The 16,648-nt window shown below is 36.9% G+C and carries 12 protein-coding genes; 3 read left to right on the top strand and 9 right to left on the bottom strand.

What is annotated here, in order from left to right; all coding sequences use genetic code 11:
- Positions 1-10: 10 nt before the first annotated feature.
- The 4 genes from AC07UM_RS11545 to AC07UM_RS11530 form a co-directional block, all read right to left on the bottom strand.
- The gene (locus AC07UM_RS11545; RefSeq protein WP_494683366.1) at positions 11-4,105 is read right to left on the bottom strand and encodes a hypothetical protein; all 4,095 of its coding nucleotides are present in this window, start codon (positions 4,103-4,105) and stop codon (positions 11-13) included.
- Between the two features lie 315 nt (positions 4,106-4,420).
- Positions 4,421-4,660, bottom strand: coding sequence for a hypothetical protein (locus AC07UM_RS11540; protein WP_494683367.1), 240 nt, complete (start codon positions 4,658-4,660; stop codon positions 4,421-4,423).
- Positions 4,661-4,817: 157 nt separating this feature from the next.
- Complete coding sequence (locus AC07UM_RS11535; RefSeq protein ID WP_494683368.1) at positions 4,818-5,855, bottom strand: patatin-like phospholipase family protein; 1,038 nt, start codon at positions 5,853-5,855, stop codon at positions 4,818-4,820.
- Positions 5,856-6,047: 192 nt separating this feature from the next.
- A complete protein-coding gene (locus AC07UM_RS11530) occupies positions 6,048-6,548 on the bottom strand; it encodes a M15 family metallopeptidase (RefSeq protein WP_494683369.1) in 501 nt (166 codons plus the stop codon).
- Between the two features lie 225 nt (positions 6,549-6,773).
- On the opposite strand from AC07UM_RS11530, the gene AC07UM_RS11525 reads away from it, so the two are divergent.
- Both AC07UM_RS11525 and AC07UM_RS11520 read left to right on the top strand, forming a co-directional pair.
- Positions 6,774-8,357, top strand: coding sequence for a Na+/H+ antiporter (locus tag AC07UM_RS11525; protein ID WP_494683370.1), 1,584 nt, complete (start codon positions 6,774-6,776; stop codon positions 8,355-8,357).
- A gap of 192 nt (positions 8,358-8,549) precedes the next feature.
- Positions 8,550-9,821: a Y-family DNA polymerase gene (locus AC07UM_RS11520; protein ID WP_494683371.1), complete on the top strand. Its 1,272-nt coding sequence runs from the start codon at positions 8,550-8,552 to the stop codon at positions 9,819-9,821.
- Between the two features lie 27 nt (positions 9,822-9,848).
- On the opposite strand, the gene AC07UM_RS11515 is transcribed toward AC07UM_RS11520, so the two are convergent.
- Positions 9,849-10,463 (bottom strand): YdeI/OmpD-associated family protein, encoded by a 615-nt coding sequence (locus AC07UM_RS11515; protein WP_494683372.1) that lies wholly within the window; start codon positions 10,461-10,463, stop codon positions 9,849-9,851.
- 2 nt (positions 10,464-10,465) lie between these two features.
- Complete coding sequence (locus tag AC07UM_RS11510) at positions 10,466-11,599, bottom strand: serine hydrolase domain-containing protein (protein ID WP_494683373.1); 1,134 nt, start codon at positions 11,597-11,599, stop codon at positions 10,466-10,468.
- 99 nt (positions 11,600-11,698) lie between these two features.
- Here AC07UM_RS11510 and AC07UM_RS11505 point away from each other — a divergent pair, with 99 nt between their 5' ends.
- Positions 11,699-13,027 carry a M48 family metalloprotease gene (locus AC07UM_RS11505; RefSeq protein ID WP_494683374.1) on the top strand — a complete coding sequence of 443 codons (1,329 nt, stop codon included), beginning with the start codon at positions 11,699-11,701 and terminating at the stop codon, positions 13,025-13,027.
- 85 nt (positions 13,028-13,112) lie between these two features.
- Here AC07UM_RS11505 and AC07UM_RS11500 read toward each other — a convergent pair whose 3' ends face one another.
- From AC07UM_RS11500 to AC07UM_RS11490, 3 genes are all read right to left on the bottom strand, one after another.
- Complete coding sequence (locus tag AC07UM_RS11500) at positions 13,113-14,642, bottom strand: hypothetical protein (protein WP_494683375.1); 1,530 nt, start codon at positions 14,640-14,642, stop codon at positions 13,113-13,115.
- An 82-nt stretch (positions 14,643-14,724) separates the two neighbouring features.
- On the bottom strand, positions 14,725-16,266 hold the full coding sequence (locus AC07UM_RS11495) for a glycine--tRNA ligase (RefSeq protein ID WP_494683376.1): 1,542 nt from the start codon (positions 16,264-16,266) through the stop codon (positions 14,725-14,727).
- A 48-nt stretch (positions 16,267-16,314) separates the two neighbouring features.
- Positions 16,315-16,515 carry a hypothetical protein gene (locus tag AC07UM_RS11490; protein WP_494683377.1) on the bottom strand — a complete coding sequence of 67 codons (201 nt, stop codon included), beginning with the start codon at positions 16,513-16,515 and terminating at the stop codon, positions 16,315-16,317.
- Positions 16,516-16,648 lie beyond the last annotated feature (133 nt).

Below are 16,648 nucleotides of genomic sequence, written 5' to 3'. Positions count from 1 at the left end.
TTTTAAAGAATTAAATTAAAAATCTAGACAGAGCAATTTTTTCAGTATAGTCCTGGAAATCAATTGACTTGTTGTCTTTGTCAAAAAGTCTGTTTGAAGAACCTGTAAAATTGTCATTCGCAAATTTTATGTAAGCTATACCGTCTGTTGTGAAACTTAGTGTATCAGCGTCTTCGGTGTATGGAGGTTTTACAAATTTGAAATTTTTGATTTTGTCTATATCCACTCGAATGGTAACTCCGTTTTCTGTATTGGCAAAGGCTTCAATACCCTCTATTCTGGAAAGAGCACCAGCCAAATCACCATAAAGCTTTACCAGAGAATCTGTTTTAGACCATTTTGCATCTCTTACAATTTCAATGGTTTGTCCCATACATTCATATTTTCTGGGGAACTCACCTGCATCATCAAGATCACCAATGGTCTTATAAGACGCCGTACTGTCTAATTGTTTTAGTGAAAACTGGATCTGCTTAATACTTGATTTAGTTCCCATTAAAGAATTATCTTTCACGAAATTGCTTTCAGTGATAACCTCTCCCGGAACTTCAAAATCGTTAGGATCTTCAGCTGTGAAAGGCAAAGCGTGCCCTACTTTTAAGCCGATGCTTTCTGCCTGAAGAATATTTAATGGAGTAGGAAGTCTCGTAATCCAGGCTTTTCCTTGTTTTTCTCCTTTTGGCTGCTTCATTTCATCTACAATAGACAAGTAAAGCTTATCACCAATGACAGGAACTTCTCCACCACTCCAGATTTTTCCTGTTGCCATATAGAACTGGACAGCATCTTCAAATCCTGGACGAACGGTTGCAACCACTCTTGCCATACCACTTTGTAAGAATGCTCTGAATAAAGGATCTACATCTTCTGACTGGTAAAGTTTACTCCATTCTGTTTTGTTAGCCCAATAATAAGGATACAGATAATAAGAAAGATTTTCCCATTCAAAAGCCTGTTCCATGAACTTAAGGAAGGCAGTATATTTATCCAGATTTGAAGACAGGTCTGTTTCATAATCCATAAAAGTACTTCCTGTGGTTAAGCCTGCCATACCATATCCATGGGTAGAATTGGCAGATCTGTTGATCATATAAGAGATACAGTTTTTACGAAGAACCGTATTTTCAATCTGACGGTAGAATCCTGGGTTTGAACCTTTAATCTGAATACCAGTAGCTTTTTCTTCAGCTATCTTCTGTTCGTAAATTGCTAATGCTTTTTCGTAGCTGTCTATAATAGCTTTGAATGTTTTTTGGAACCATGCATTTCTTGATTCAGAAGTTAATTCTAAGTTCAGTTTTAGAGTTCCCTGCATAATCGGGCTTTCTCCGGTAGCGAAACTAAATTCAAGTTTGTTTTTGATATTCAGTGTTGTAGTTGTTCCACTTACCTGTGTGCTGTTGGGTGAACTAATCCAATAAGTACCTTGCCCTCCAATGGTCATGAAGGCCTGGTGTGCTCCTTTGAAGCTATGTGGATAAGTCTGGAACGTATAATCAACCGTTTTTAATAAATATCCTTCAGGAACTTCTACTTCTCCATTTCCATTGACGATCTGAACTTTATCATCATCTTTTCCTCCAAAATTTCCATCGCGTCCACTGAATGATTTACTGATACCAAAATACTCGGAAGGTCTTTCGTCAATTTCAGCATTGTATTTACTTACCCAATATTTTAATGCAGCTTCATTACTTAAAGAAGCATAATTTTCCAAAGGTAAATAGCTTGCTTTTCTCGGATCTTCAGGTTTTACGAGATCACTTTTTGTTGCTGAATTATCCAGAGTCATACCCAATGTATGAAGTTTAGCCGGCTGAGGAATCATAAATTCAAACATCAGACGTTTTCCATAATTATAGATCTGGTTTTTCATTAGTTTGTCAACCCAACGGAAAACACCGACAACATGCTTGTCTCCTTTCGTATTATCAAAGCCATGTTTGTTGTTTTCTTCAAACTCCTCAATGATTTTTTCGATCCTTTCCTCATGAACTTTAGTCACCACTCTGTCTAATGCTCTTGCTGTAACATCTTGTGCTTGGGTAAGTGCCTGTCTTGTACTTTCTTCTTTGGAAGAATGACTGGCATATCCTCCCGCCACTCCTGTGTTGATGGTAGCTGCCATTGCTCCTGTTCCTGTTTTCCAGCTTGCATCAAAATGTGCCTGTACATTGGTATCCCTTGATTCCTGCATCATTTTGGCAATTTCAGTCTGCATTTCAAATCTGGTAGCAGTTGTTGTATCGGTAAGTTTCTCTCTCTCAGTATCTGAAGAGGTCGTGGTTGTATTTTCGCTTCTTCTTAGCCTTCTTGTTGCTTTTTCGCGATATTCACGAGCCATTACATTTTCAATGTGAGCGACTTCTCCTTCTACATAAGCATGAGTAGTTTGCTCTACCTTAAGATAATCTGCAATCCCAATTTGTTTGAATCCAAATCCTGAAGGAATGTAAGCATCATCCGGCTCTTCGATAGGGTCCTTAATTTCATTTACAAATTCAAAAGCCGACGTGTAGCAGGATTTCATCGTGATGATCCTTGGATTGAAAGCCGTTACTTTACCATTCGTAAAGGTGATCTTTACATCCATTGTGAAGTTCTCAGTCTGAGGGATGTATACCCCGTCTGTAGTTGCAGATGCTAATAGTTTACTCAAAAAGATCTTATTTCCTACGCGGCTTTTTTCAAAATAAGTTCCCGAAATAGGGCCTGCATTGGTGTAAAAAGTATAGTTCATGCTGGCTACATTCCAGGAGGCATCAGGTACATCAATAGATAAATCCAGAGAGGTGAGTCTCATTATAAGTTTCGGACATAACTGATAAGTAAAAGGAATGGTTTCTACTCTGGAAACAGGAAGAAGGATTCCACCAATACTGGTATAGGATTCCGAATTATCTGTGATGTTATCCAGGATAAGCTTGTTGGCTCTTTCCGTTGCATTTGAAATAATATCTTTTACTTCAGAGAAAGTATTCCTGCCAGCCAGTAGATTATCGATAGTCCCTACATTGTCCATTTTTGCTTTAACCGGTTCTGAAAAATCATAGTCTAAAAGAGATAAAACGGTATCAATACTGTTTGGTTTCAATGCATTGACAAGTGTTCTCGCCTCAATTTCAGGACGGAATGGAAATTCGAATTTAGGAAGTTTCGGATAAGGAATTGCTTCCGGCTGGTGACAAGGGTCTGCAGGGTTATAGGGCTGGTCAGGTTTTCTGATCTCACAGTATTTTCTTCTAGCTTCTTCTAAACGAACATAATATTCATCAATGATGGATTGATTTTTTTCATTGTGCTCTTCTTCACTTCTTTTATACTCCTGTGCATACTCTTTATTATATCCTGTTTCAATAAGAGAGATCTCTTTTGCTAAAACTTCATATCTGCTAAGTAAGGCCTTCGCTTCCTGAATCTTTTGCTGCTTTTCCATGTAAGCAGAAGGAGCGGTAATTTCTCCTGATTCCCTTTCTGCCATTTTGGATGCAAGACCAATTGGATTAGCATCCGGAGTATCCAGCATCAGTTCTCTGGGAATTACAACTCTTGCAGATAATAGATCTTTGTATTCATCTCCGACTGGGGCTGAGTTTTTAGGGTCAAGAGTATGAGCAGCCAATAAAACCTGCATCAATCCTTCTTTAACATAAAAGTCTTTTTGAGTAGCAATCTGATAAATTAAGTTATTCCATAAATTGATAAGATTAGGGAATGCATAAGAAGGGGAAAATTTTACCTGATTCTTTTTCTCATTGAATTGATTATAAGAACATGTGTTTTTGTTTTTAGCAAGCCATAGTGCATAATCATATACTATTGTATAAACTTGTTTCAAAGTTTGAGTATCTGGAATGAAATTACTGTTTTGTTTATACAGTTGGGCTCTTTCTTTTAATACTCTTTGCTTAGAGCCATTGTTTGAAGCCACGGGTTTGTAGAAAGAATCATCACTTTTTAAGCTATCCGGAATGGTGATGAACTTTTTGTTTTCCTTTTCTTCATCAGGGAGTTGCGGGCTTCTTAAGCTTACAAATCTGAAAAGTGTTTGTGATGGGGTGTTGTCAGCTGAAGAACCAGCGATTTTGTTTTCAGTATTACTCATTTTGTAATTTTGTTAGGTATTTTATTAATTGAGTTAAAATGTTGAAACTTCTTTTTAATAGATAGGTCTCAGGTTGTAGTCTTATTTTTTTAGGTGGTTTCAGACAAAAGATATCCACCTTTACTCTTGATTTTCAGATTCATTATTTGTTGTTTTTTTAGAAATTTTCAGACATAGTTCTGGCTGTCCAGCATTTTTGTGAATGGTGAATTCAAAGGTGTTGAGAATGTTTAATGAAACTGCTGTACGCGTATTAGAAAGATTTCAAAGGTAATGTCGGACAGCGTCAGAACTTGTCGTGTTTTAAATTTTTATTTAAAATGTATCTTCTTCAAGTTGGTCTTCTTCACAGTCTCCTCTGAAGAAATTTTCAATGTCATTGAGATAGTTTTCGTAATCCATCTCAGTATTTTCGATATCGCTCCATTCTATGGTATAGAGATCTTCATCGAAGAGTATATTGTGATGGGGTGTTTCTATGTTTTGTGTTATAGGGTGTTGGTTATATTTTGAACATACTTCAGGCTGTTCAGCATAGGTGAATGTTGAATTCAATGGCTTTTAAAAGTTTTTATTGATTGTTGTTTTGTGTCTTTTTGATACTCCAAAGATAATGGTGCGAAACGACAAAACTTGACGTGTTAAAAAAAGATTTTCTACATTTTTAATATAATCTTTAGAGCTTATATTGACCTATTATAAGGTTATAAGATTATATTTTATTTTTGATGAGTTTTTGAACAATCAGATTCAATGTTTCTCTGTTATCATCAATATAGCTTAATCCGGCTTGTATCAGATTCTCAATATTAGACCTTCTTACATTATCCATTGCCGGAGAGGCATTTTTCAATGAAGGATTCAGGCGGTAATAGTTCTTTTGATTTCGGAGACCTAAAGTCTGAAACATTTGCTCCAACTGATAATCTACTGTTTCGGCATTCGCAGACATCAGAATGTCAATAATTGGACTTACCCAGCCTATTTTTCCGGATTTTTCAAGTCTTTTAAAAGGATAAGGTCTGGCTTCAATTCCGGTTCCGATAGAAACAATGATCATATCGTTTACACTCGGATGATTGGCTTTCTGATGATTTTTCAAAACCTCTGCAAAAGGAATTTTTCTTGCTTCGGCATAGGCACAAAGCGACGGATTATTGGCAAACATCCCTCCATCAATCAGGCTGAAAATCTGTCCATACATCGATTTGATCTGCACAGGGCTGAAATAGGTGGGAGCTGCGGAAGTTGCCCTGCAGATATCCTTTACATAGAAGTTATCTGTGCTGAGGTTGGCTTTCCATGAGTTGAAAAGTTTTGCCCTTCTGTTTTCAATGTCATAACTTGTTATCAAACATGGTTTTATTAATTCTTTTAATTCTAAATTTCCAAAAAAATCATTTAAGTTTTTTTCAAGCGCTTCCTGGGAAATTTTTTCATTCAATAATCCGAATGGATTGACCAGTTTTTCCCAAAAAGAAACCTGGAAGATGTCGCCGCCCTTTTCAGCATATAATTCCAATCCTTTCTGAATAGAATATTTTGCTTTTCGGGTTTCATCAGGAGATAGAATAATAGAAGCAATCAGACCGCCGGTGCTGCTGCCTGCTACCAGATCAAAATAATCTCCGAGCTTGGCAGCCGGTTTATCATAATACTGGAGCTGCTCTTCTATGTAACGCAGAATAATGCAGGTGATGATTCCCCTTATTCCACCTCCGTCCAAAGAAAGAATAGTTGTCTTTTTCATGTGATATTTTTAATGGTTTGTTAAAAGGACACATGCAATCTTAAATTTGCAGAACCTATTGATTTATCAGAAAAATAGTAAGGTTCCATGCTTAGATTTCATTGCTTTTTTCGTTGTTTTCTTATAAAGCAAAGGTAGGCTGGGGAAGCGACAGAACTTGTCGTGTTTTAATTATTTTCAAATAAATAATCACTAAAAAACAACATAATTCTGCTTGTCTCTGGGCATCTTCAACAGTGTCCTCCAGCTGGTTTTTACAAGGCCTTTTTGGGAAGGAATGTTTTTCTTTTCGAAGTGGGGAAGGTCCTTGAAAGTTTTCCAGTTTCCACCCCAATCCCAGCCATGGCGGGCAAAAATCTTTACACACTCGTACCAATCCGCAACTTTGTCATTATCCCAGTCTTTTACGGTATCCCAGCTTGCGGTTTTTCCGTCTATCATCAGGCAGATATCCACAGCAAGGCCATAATTGTGAATGCTTTGTCCTGCTTTGGCATTGGTCACCTTTTTTCCTGATGTAATTCTTCCGATGGCATAAAGCTTTTCCTGTTCTTCAAAAGATCTTAACCCTTGAGTGATTCGTATCTTGGCTCTTCCGGTAAGTGCTTCATCACATTCCTTTATAATCTGCTTCACTTCATCTCTTACCAACGGGTGAAGTTTCTGAATTCGTTCTAAGGTTACTTTGTCCATATTTCTTATTGTTATGATACAAAAGTATAGAACAGAAGCGACGAAACTTGACGTGTTTTATTTAAAATTCTACAATATTTAACCTGAGATAAAAAGGGAATATGAAAATAGACTGATGGCATCAAATTAATCTGCAAGCATAAAAAAAACAAGAAAAAAATTGCTTTTAAATTTTTAAAAATCAAATAGAAGTAGTAAATATGATGGACAAAAACACAATATCAAATGCATACCATCTTACCTTTTTTACTGGCTATGGTAGCAGCCATCGTACTGCTAAACATGTGGGCTGCCAGATTAAAAATTGCTTATCCGATTTTACTTGTTGTATTCGGACTTTTTGTTTCTTTTATACCTGGTTTACCAGTTGTAAAGATCAATCCGGATCTTATATTTTTTATTTTTTTACCTCCTTTATTATTTGAAGCAGCATGGTCTATTTCCTTTAAAGAGATGAAAAGATGGTGGCGTATTATTGGAAGCTTTGCCTTTCTGGTTGTTTTTTTTACAGCGCTGGCAGTGGCGGTAGCCGCTAATTATTTTATTCCAGGATTTACGATTGCTTTAGGGTTCTTGCTGGGAGGAATAGTGTCTCCTCCTGATGCAGTAAGTACAGGAGCTATTATGAAATTTGTAAAAATACCAACCACTACATCCGCTATTCTGGAAGGAGAAAGCTTACTCAATGATGCTTCCTCACTTATTATATTCCGTTTTGCTTTGATTGCCGTAGGAACCGGACAATTTGTATGGCAGGAAGCTTCCTTAGACTTTTTGTGGATGATTATCGGAGGGGCTGGAATTGGCTTGCTGCTCGCCTGGATTTTTGTACAAGCTCACAAGCGACTTCCTACAGAACCCTCATCAGATATTGCATTGACTCTTATTGAACCTTATCTCATGTATTGGGTGGCAGAGCAGTTTCATTGTTCCGGGGTTTTAGCGGTCGTTTGTGGAGGTTTGTATATGTCTGCCAAAAGGATGATATTTTTAAACAGCAGCAGTCGTATAAGGGGCTACAGTGTATGGGAAAGCTTTGTATTTATTCTGAACGGGATTGTATTTTTAATTATTGGGCTTGAGCTTCCCGAAATTGTTGGCGGATTGCGGTCAGAGGGAGTTCCTTTGAGGCTTGCCATCCAGTATGGAGTTTTGGTAACGGGTATTCTCATTGCCGCCAGAATAATAAGTGCATACGCTGCCATGCTGGCTACTTTGATTTTTCGGCCCAGTGTAGCACCACGTGCATCTTCTGCGAGGAGGCGTTTGCTGATGCCGCTTATCCTTGGATGGACGGGGATGAGAGGTGTTGTTTCATTAGCTGCTGCATTGGCCATTCCGATCACCCTTGAGAATGGACTTCCTTTTCCCAACAGAAACCTAATCCTCTTCATTACTTTTGTTGTGATTTTACTTACATTACTGGTGCAGGGACTTACGCTGCCGTACATTATCAGATATGGACATGTATTTGATGATTTTACAGATGAAGAGAAAGACAAACAGGCCAGAGAAGAAATAAAACAAAAACTGAAGCAGCATGTTTATCATTTTCTTAAAAATAAGCATGAAAGCGAACTGAGCAGCCATGCCGGAATAGAGCGAATACTGAAACATTGGGAAGAAAAAATACAGTCCGATGGCACGGAATGGATGAATGAAAAAACGAAAGGTGTCTTTTTTGAGATGTTAGAAAGCCAGAGAAAGTTTCTTGCAGAACTCAATAAGGATATTTCAATTGATGAAAGTATCATTCGTCATCAGCTTTATCAGATTGACCTTGAAGAAGAGCGGTTAAAAATGATTTAATCTGCAGAATAGCTATTAAATAATAATGTTTTTGAAAACAAAATTAAAGCACTAATACGACAAAACGTGTCGTGTTTAAAATTTTATTTATTTGTTTTTCAGATTGTTAAATATGATGTTAATTATAGTCTAAAAGATTATTTTATTCTTTAAAAACTATAATTTTGTATAGATATTTCTTATACACTTGTCATGTACGCTCTGGTAGATTGTAACAACTTTTTTGTTTCCTGTGAAAGGACTTTAGATCCTGCGCTTGAGGGTAAACCCGTTGTGGTTCTTTCCAACAACGATGGTTGTGTTGTATCCCGGAGTAAAGAAGCAAAAGACCTGGGAATTCCTATGGCAGCTCCGGCATTCAAATATAAAGAGCTTTTTCAGAAACATGATGTGAAGAGCTTTTCCGCTAAATTTGAATTGTATAATTATAAAAGCCAACAGGTCATCAATATAGCCAAATCCTACGTTATTGATCATGAAGTATACAGTATTGACGAGCTTTTTCTTGATTTAACGGGTTTTAAATATATTGATATGCATGAATACTGCCTCAAAATCAGAGAAGAGATTCTCCACAAAGAAAATATTCCCGTGAGTATAGGAATTGCGCCTACCAAGACCTTATGCAAAGTGGCGAACAGAATTGTAAAGGATTTTCCTGATAACTTTAACGGAGTTTACATCTTAGATACTCCCGAAAAAATTGAAAAGGCATTAAAATGGCTCAATATAGGAGATGTATGGGGAATTGGAAGAAGGCTTGCCATTAAAATGAATGACAATGGCGTCTATAAAGCCTGGGATCTTCTTCAGAAACCCGAAATGTGGGTCAGAAAAACGATGGGAATTCATGGAGTAAGGATGATCCATGAACTGAAAGGAATCCGCCAGCTGGAACTGGATGCTCCTTCTCCTAAAAAATCCATCGCGGTTACCCGAAGCTTTATGCAGATGCTTACTAAGAAAGGGGAAGTAAGAGAAAGGGTGGAAACTTTTGGAATGTATTGCTCAGAAAGATTGAGAAAGCAGAATACCTGTTGTAAAATGATCACTGTTTTTGTACAGACCAACCGCTTCAGAAAAGATCTTCCGGAATACAGGAATGCCATGACCCGGATTCTTTCCAATCCTACCAATTCATCCATCTTAATCGGAAGAGTGGTCAATGAACTTTTTGAGGCCGTTTATAGAGAAGGATTTCATTATAAAAGGGCCGGAGTTATGGTCAATGACTTTGTTCCTGAAGATCAGAGACAGATCGGCCTTTTCGAAGAAGATATACAAAATCAGCATCTTCCTGTGATGAAAGCGATGGATGCCATGAACAGAAAATTCGGAAAGGATAAAGTACGTCTTGGAAGCATGAGCGGAGAAAATACCTTTGGTCGAGCAAAACTGTCTCCCGAATATGAAGCCTTCCTGAAAAAGAATACCTTGCCGGAAGCGAACTTTAGGTTTCATTAAGAATTATTTTCAATTCAGAAACTTTTTTTATTTTCTCTCATACTTCCAGTTTCTCCCCTTACCCTCAGAAATCCATTCCAAAAACTGTTCCATCCTCTTATCTCTGGTCACTTCTGTTTTAGCATCAACAATCCAGGAGATATATTCTTTTCTGAATGATGGTGAAGCTTTTTCAAAAACTTCCAGAGCCTTTGGTTGAGCATCTAAAGCTGATTGAAAATAATCCGGAACTTCCATTTCCGTTTTGGAAGGGGCCGCTTTCTTCATGGTAACCCCCATATCCGTAAGTTCCATGGCTTCTTTAATGGCTTTTTTAAGCTGAGGTTTGGAAGGAAGGTCTTCGAGCATAGTGATTTTCCCTAAGCTGAACATTGAGTTTTTTTCAATATCCTGAGTGATTTCCTGCATGGTTTTCATTTCTTTTTCCAGCCAGAACCCAAAAGTACAGTGCTGTTTAAAAGAAGCCATAGCACAAAGATTTTTCCCTTTGTAGATAAAGTGAGGGAAACTCCATTTCATGGTTTCCTCTGCTTCCGGACAGAACTCATGGACGGTTTCACGGATATAATGCAGTATTGGTTTGGCAAAATCCTGTGATTTTTCAATATAAGCATCTATTTTTGAGCTGTATTTTTCCATCATTTTTATTGGAATAAAGATACAATTTCATTCACAAAGAATTTAACCTGGTCAGGTCTTCCTCTGTCATTTTTAGGGTTGTTGGAGTAGCTTCCTGTTTTTACAATCACCATTTGGTGTTCCGGAATCATAATAATATACTGTCCCTGAAGCCCCAGAAAATAATAATGTTTGATTGGATTATCATGATTGATCCAAAGTCCCATTCCATAAATGTTTTCGGATTTTTCTGTCGGAGTTCTCATCTGTTCAATAAAATCAGCATTAAGAATTTGCTGATCCCCAACTTTTCCATCATCCAGAAATAATTGTCCCAGTTTGGCAAAATCTCTTGCATTGGAATGAATACAGCAATAGGTTTTTTCCATTCCATAATCGTCTGTACTCCATTTTGCATTTTGTTCCATTCCCAAGGGAACCCAGAATTTTTCTGATAAATATCCAGCCAATGACTTATCGATTGCTTTTCTAAGGGCAAAACCAAGAAGCTGTGTAGAGCCGCTTTGATATTCAAATCGGGTTCCAGGTTCTTCTTTAAAATTTCTTGGGAATACGGCTTTTACAAGGCTCTTTCCGTAATAGGCTTTGGCATTAGGAAAAAAAGGATTGTTGTAATTTTCATTCCAGTCCAGTCCGGCTTCCATTTGAGCTAAGTTTTTAAGGGTAACCTGGTTTCCTAATGGCTTATTTTTAAATTCAGGATAAAAATCAGAGAACTTTTCATCAATAGAGGGAATAATACCTTCTTCCAGTGCTTTTCCCAAAAGCATGACAGTGACTGCCTTTGCCATAGAAAAAGAATTGGTTTGTGACAGTTGGTTGTATCCGTCCCAATATTGCTCATGAAGAATTTTCCCATTCCGTATCACTACAAAAGATGCTGTTTTGGAGTGTTTTAAGTTTTCAACTAAATGTTTCGGTAATTCTTTTTTGTTATAATCAGGATCTTCTTCCCACAACCGGGGTTCTTCTGTAGCAATAGGATTGCTAGGGAAAAGATTTCCGTCATCAATATAGGCACTTGATTTTCCTTTAAGATAGGTTTTGGAGATACCACTAAATAAATAATCATATCCCAGAAAATAAGCTGCTGCGGCACCTGCTACAGCTCCGCCTATCATATACTTTAATATTCTCATTTTTTCATGAATGGGTCTCTAACAAATTTAGAATAATTTGGCTATAAAAATTAAAATGAATCATCAAATAAGTTATTTTTGCTCTTATTGATGAAAACTATGACCAGAAAACTAATTGTATTGGGTTGCTTCCTATTTTCTATTATGGGAATGTCACAGATTTATAAGCCAATAGATACTGCAGATTACCTACAGAGAAAAGCATTTTTAAATAATTTTGAAGCAAATAATGAAGCGACTGTAAAGAAATTAAGGTCCCAATATTCCGGCAAAACAGGTTCTCAACTCTCTAAAATTTACAAAGAATTTGGAACTGACTTTGAAAAGCAGGTGAAAAATAAGGATTTTATCTTTAAATCTGAATTTGAAACCAGTATACACTCTATGATTCAGCGTCTTAAAAAGAATAATCCTAAAATTCCTCAGGATCTGAAAATTCTGATTGCAAAAGACAATACCCCCAATGCTTATTGTCTTGCTGACGGCACTTTTGTAATCAATATGGGGCTTTACAGCTGGCTCAACAATGAGGAGCAGATTGCTGCCGTGATTTCTCATGAGCTGGGACATAAAATAGAAGAACATTCCCTGAAAACCTTTTTAAAAATTATAGAACAGGAAAAGCTGGATAAAGTACTGGTTGAGAATATAAAATCAACCACGGCGAGCCAAAGTCAGAGCCAGAATCAAAAAGCCTTTGATATTGTAAAAAATACCGTGTATAAAAAAAGCGTGGAGAGGAGACAGAGTGAAATGCAGGCAGATTCTTTGGGCTATGTCATTTTTAAAAACAGCGATTTTAAGAAAGCAGAATTTGTGAATGCTCTTCAGAGGCTGCAGGATTTTGATACGATTTCACCCAGAGAATTGAAGGTAGAAACGTATAAAAAACTTTTTAATCTTCCCAAACAGGTTTTCAATGAAAAGTGGATGAAGAAGGAGGATTTTTCACTGTACAATTATAATTTCTACAAAGAAAAGCTGAATAAAGATTCTCTGGCTTCTCATCCTGAAGTGTCCAGAAGAATTGAGATGCTTAAGAAAACATTTGCGGAACTTAAAACTCCTATTGCCCCGGATAAGCCTTCAGATCTGTTTATAACATTAAAGAAAGCAGCAAGAATGGAGATTTTACCCAATTATTTCCACTCAGAAGATTACGGACTGGGAATTTATACCGCCATGCAGTTTTTACAGGATGAAGAGGAGGAAAAATATTATAAAAGCTGGTTAGGAAGATGTTTTTCCAAAATATATGAAGCGAGAAAAAACTACAACCTAAACCGGTATCTGGATAGGATAGAATCCAAAAATCAAAGTGAAAGTTATCAGCAGTTCCTGAATTTTATGTGGAACCTGAGTTTGGATGAAATAAAGAATATTGCAGACTTTTATCAGACGAATGAGACATTGGCAAAAGTAAATTGAAAATAATTAAGGAATCAATAGGAACGGGCTTTAGCCAAAACATAAAAGAAAGAACCCTGATGAAAATTCAGGGTTCTTTTTTATATTAGTAATTTAATTTCTCCAAACGGATCTTATTAAATTTTTCTTTCTCATTATACTCACGAAGAAGGATATAGCCTTCTTTTCCTACATAGGGAGTTACTGTATAATTGTCTTTTTCAGAAATAGGAACAGTTTCCTGTTTGAATTTCCCGTCAATAATAGTATTGATGAATAAATTCCATCTTTTTTGCCTTGTCACTTCATCTTTCAGGTAGTCACGATAGAAAAATACCACATCTTTTCCTCCGTTGAGGTATTGTGAGAACAGATAATCACTGTTTACCCATTTTGATTTTTCCTTTTCGAAAACCTGAACATTTTTTACTTTGAAATCTTTATCGGTGTAGATGTACACAAGATCAGTGGTTTTAGGAGCCGAATATTGTCCTGCCGGTTTATATTTTTCAGATAGAATCCCTACACTTCCGTCATTCATAAAATACATGTCCTTAGTCTGAAGCATATAGCCGCTTTCTACCATCCCATTTCTATTGAGTTTTGGAAGAAAAGCAGAAATATTAGGTTCATAATTAATCGCTTTGGTATCTACTGAAAAGTCGGTTTTGTTTAGGACCATTCTAGCAAATCCTACAGATTCAGAACTGTCATAGTTTCTTCCCAATAGAACTACTTTATCATCAAAGGTTTTATCATTATCAATCTTTCTGTAATTAGAGTAGAAGGATTCAATATTGTCTATGGTGTCATCTGATAATCCGGTAACTGGCTTATTGGAAGTTTCTTTTCCTGTTTTCATATCAAGAACCAGAAGACTGAATGTTTTCTGCTTCTCATTGACTTTTTTCATGATGCAGTACATGTAGTTTTCGTCTCTTTCCAGAACAGATAAAGTGGTATAAATTTTCTTGCTTCCGTCTGTATTGTATTTGTATCTCCAAACCTCCTTTTTGTTTGGATCAAACTTTATAAGGCTGTTGCTGTTCTCATACTTTCCATAATCTTTGTATTCAACAGCAAAGTAACCCCCTTCTTTCAATTCTCCTACAGCAGAAACGTAGTTGTACCCTTTGTCTTTTTTCTCATCACGGTTTTCCTTGCGCTGTTCTTTCCAGCTCTTAGGTTCATTGATCTCTTTGAAAGTCCCATTTTCCAGATAGTCATAATATATTTTTCGGGTAATAGAATTGGTTTTTGGATCGATTACCATAGAAACCGGAGTAAATACTTCTCTGCTTTTGACCAGAGAATAATCCATCATGGAAGGGTTTAAGATAATCTGCCCTTTAAAATCAACATATCCTACGTAAGATGCTGCGGTGATATCTCCTTCAAACTCTTTGTTGGCAACGGGGTTGAGGTTCTTGTCTAATACAACGTATTCAAATTTTTTGGTCTTATCACCGGATTTTCCGTAAGAATATAGAGAAACGTAACCGTAAAGATTGTCTTTATCATCGAATAGAGCATTCATTCCCACATGATCCCCGGCAGCTAGTGTCGTTAAATCCTGGGTTTGGGCAAATGCCAATGTCTGGATCACTCCAAACATTATGAGTGTTATTTTTTTCATGGTTAAAATTTGAGGGATAAAAATAATAAATTAACCCATATGTTGATAAAAATAAAAAAGCCCTGCGAACAGGGCTTTTACATTATAATTTAGAAAGTAAATTTCTGAAGTTGGTTTTCTCATCAATGATTCTTCTCAACTCTGAAACAGGAACTCTTTCCTGCTGCATCGTGTCTCTGTCTCTGATGGTTACTGTATGATCTACAAGAGAGTCGTGGTCTACAGTGATACAATAAGGAGTACCGATGGCATCCTGTCTTCTGTAACGTTTTCCAATCGCATCTTTTTCTTCGTAGAATAGGTTGAAATCATATTTCAGATCGTTGAAGATTGTTTCTGCATACTCTGCCAAACCATCTTTCTTCATCAAAGGAAGAATAGCTGCTTTGATGGGAGCAATCGCTGGAGGTAAAGATAAAACAGTTCTCTCAGAACCATCTTCCAATACTTCATCTCTTAGACAATGTGAGAAAATTGAAAGGAATAATCGGTCTAAACCTACTGAAGTTTCCACTACATAAGGAACATAGTTTTCATTTCTTTCAGGATCGAAGAACTGAAGCTTTCTTCCAGAGAATTCTTCATGCGCTTTTAAATCGAAATCCGTTCTTGAGTGGATTCCTTCCAGTTCCTTAAATCCGAATGGGAAGTTAAATTCAATATCAGCAGCAGCATTCGCATAGTGAGCCAATTTCTCATGGTCATGGAATCTGTAGTTGTCGTTTCCTAGACCTAGAGCTAAGTGCCAGTTCAGACGCTTTTGCTTCCACTTCTCGTAGAATTCTAGTTCCGTTCCCGGAGCTACAAAGAACTGCATTTCCATCTGTTCGAATTCACGCATTCTGAAGATAAACTGTCTTGCAACAATCTCATTTCGGAATGCTTTACCGATCTGTGCAATACCGAAAGGAAGTTTATGACGTGAAGTTTTCTGTACATTCAAGAAGTTCACAAAGATTCCCTGTGCTGTTTCAGGTCTTAAATAAAGATCCATTGCAGAGTCTGCAGAAGCACCCAGTTTTGTTCCGAACATCAGGTTGAATTGTCTTACTTCCGTCCAGTTTCTAGAACCTGTATCAGGATCTGCAATTTCAAGCTCTTCAATCAATGCTTTTACATCAGCAAGATCTTCATTTTCCAGAGATTTTGCCAGTCTTGAAAGAATAGTTTCCCTTTTTGCTCTGTATTCCAAAATTTTTGGATTCGTTGCAACAAACTGATCTTTATCGAAAGCCTCACCGAATCTTTTCGCAGCTTTTTCGATTTCTTTATTCTCTTTATCTTCAATTTTAGCACAGTAGTCTTCCACCAAAACGTCTGCTCTGAAACGTTTCTTAGAATCTTTATTGTCAATCAATGGATCGTTGAAGGCGTCTACGTGGCCCGATGCCTTCCATGTTGTAGGGTGCATAAGGATCGCCGAATCAATACCAACAATATTTTCGTTAAGCTGTACCATAGCTTTCCACCAGTATTGTTTGATATTATTTTTAAGTTCGGCCCCGTTCTGTCCATAATCATAAACAGCGGATAAACCATCATAGATCTCACTTGATGGGAAAATAAAACCATATTCTTTAGCGTGAGAAATCACTTTCTTGAAAACATCTTCTTGCTTTGCCATAATTTTTACGTCTGATGTGCAAAAATAATGTTTTTTATTGGGAAAATATTAATACCTGTAAGATCCTACATTAGAGATGGTCATCAAAAAGCATCCTCCCGCACCAATGATAAATAAAATCCCGGCCATAATAAACAGTAATATCTTTGCTATTCTGTATTTTTTTAATGGGACAAAAAGAATTGTAGCGATCGTTATAACGACAGCGATCACGATCAATTTTACAAAAAAGCCAAAATAGTCTGTCATTTTTTTAAAATTATGGTAAAACCTTATACTAATATAGAGATTTTATTTGAGGTTTAATCATCACCCTGTTAAGGAGCCGGGAACCTGCTTTCGCTGCTCGCTTTTTCTGAGTTTTGGGGGGGGGGGGGGGGGG

The sequence above is a fragment of the Chryseobacterium sp. GW821-FHT04C04 genome (genome assembly GCF_059420365.1).
Note: the sequence above shows the minus strand (reverse complement) of the source record. Positions and strands in the feature narration are given on the sequence as shown.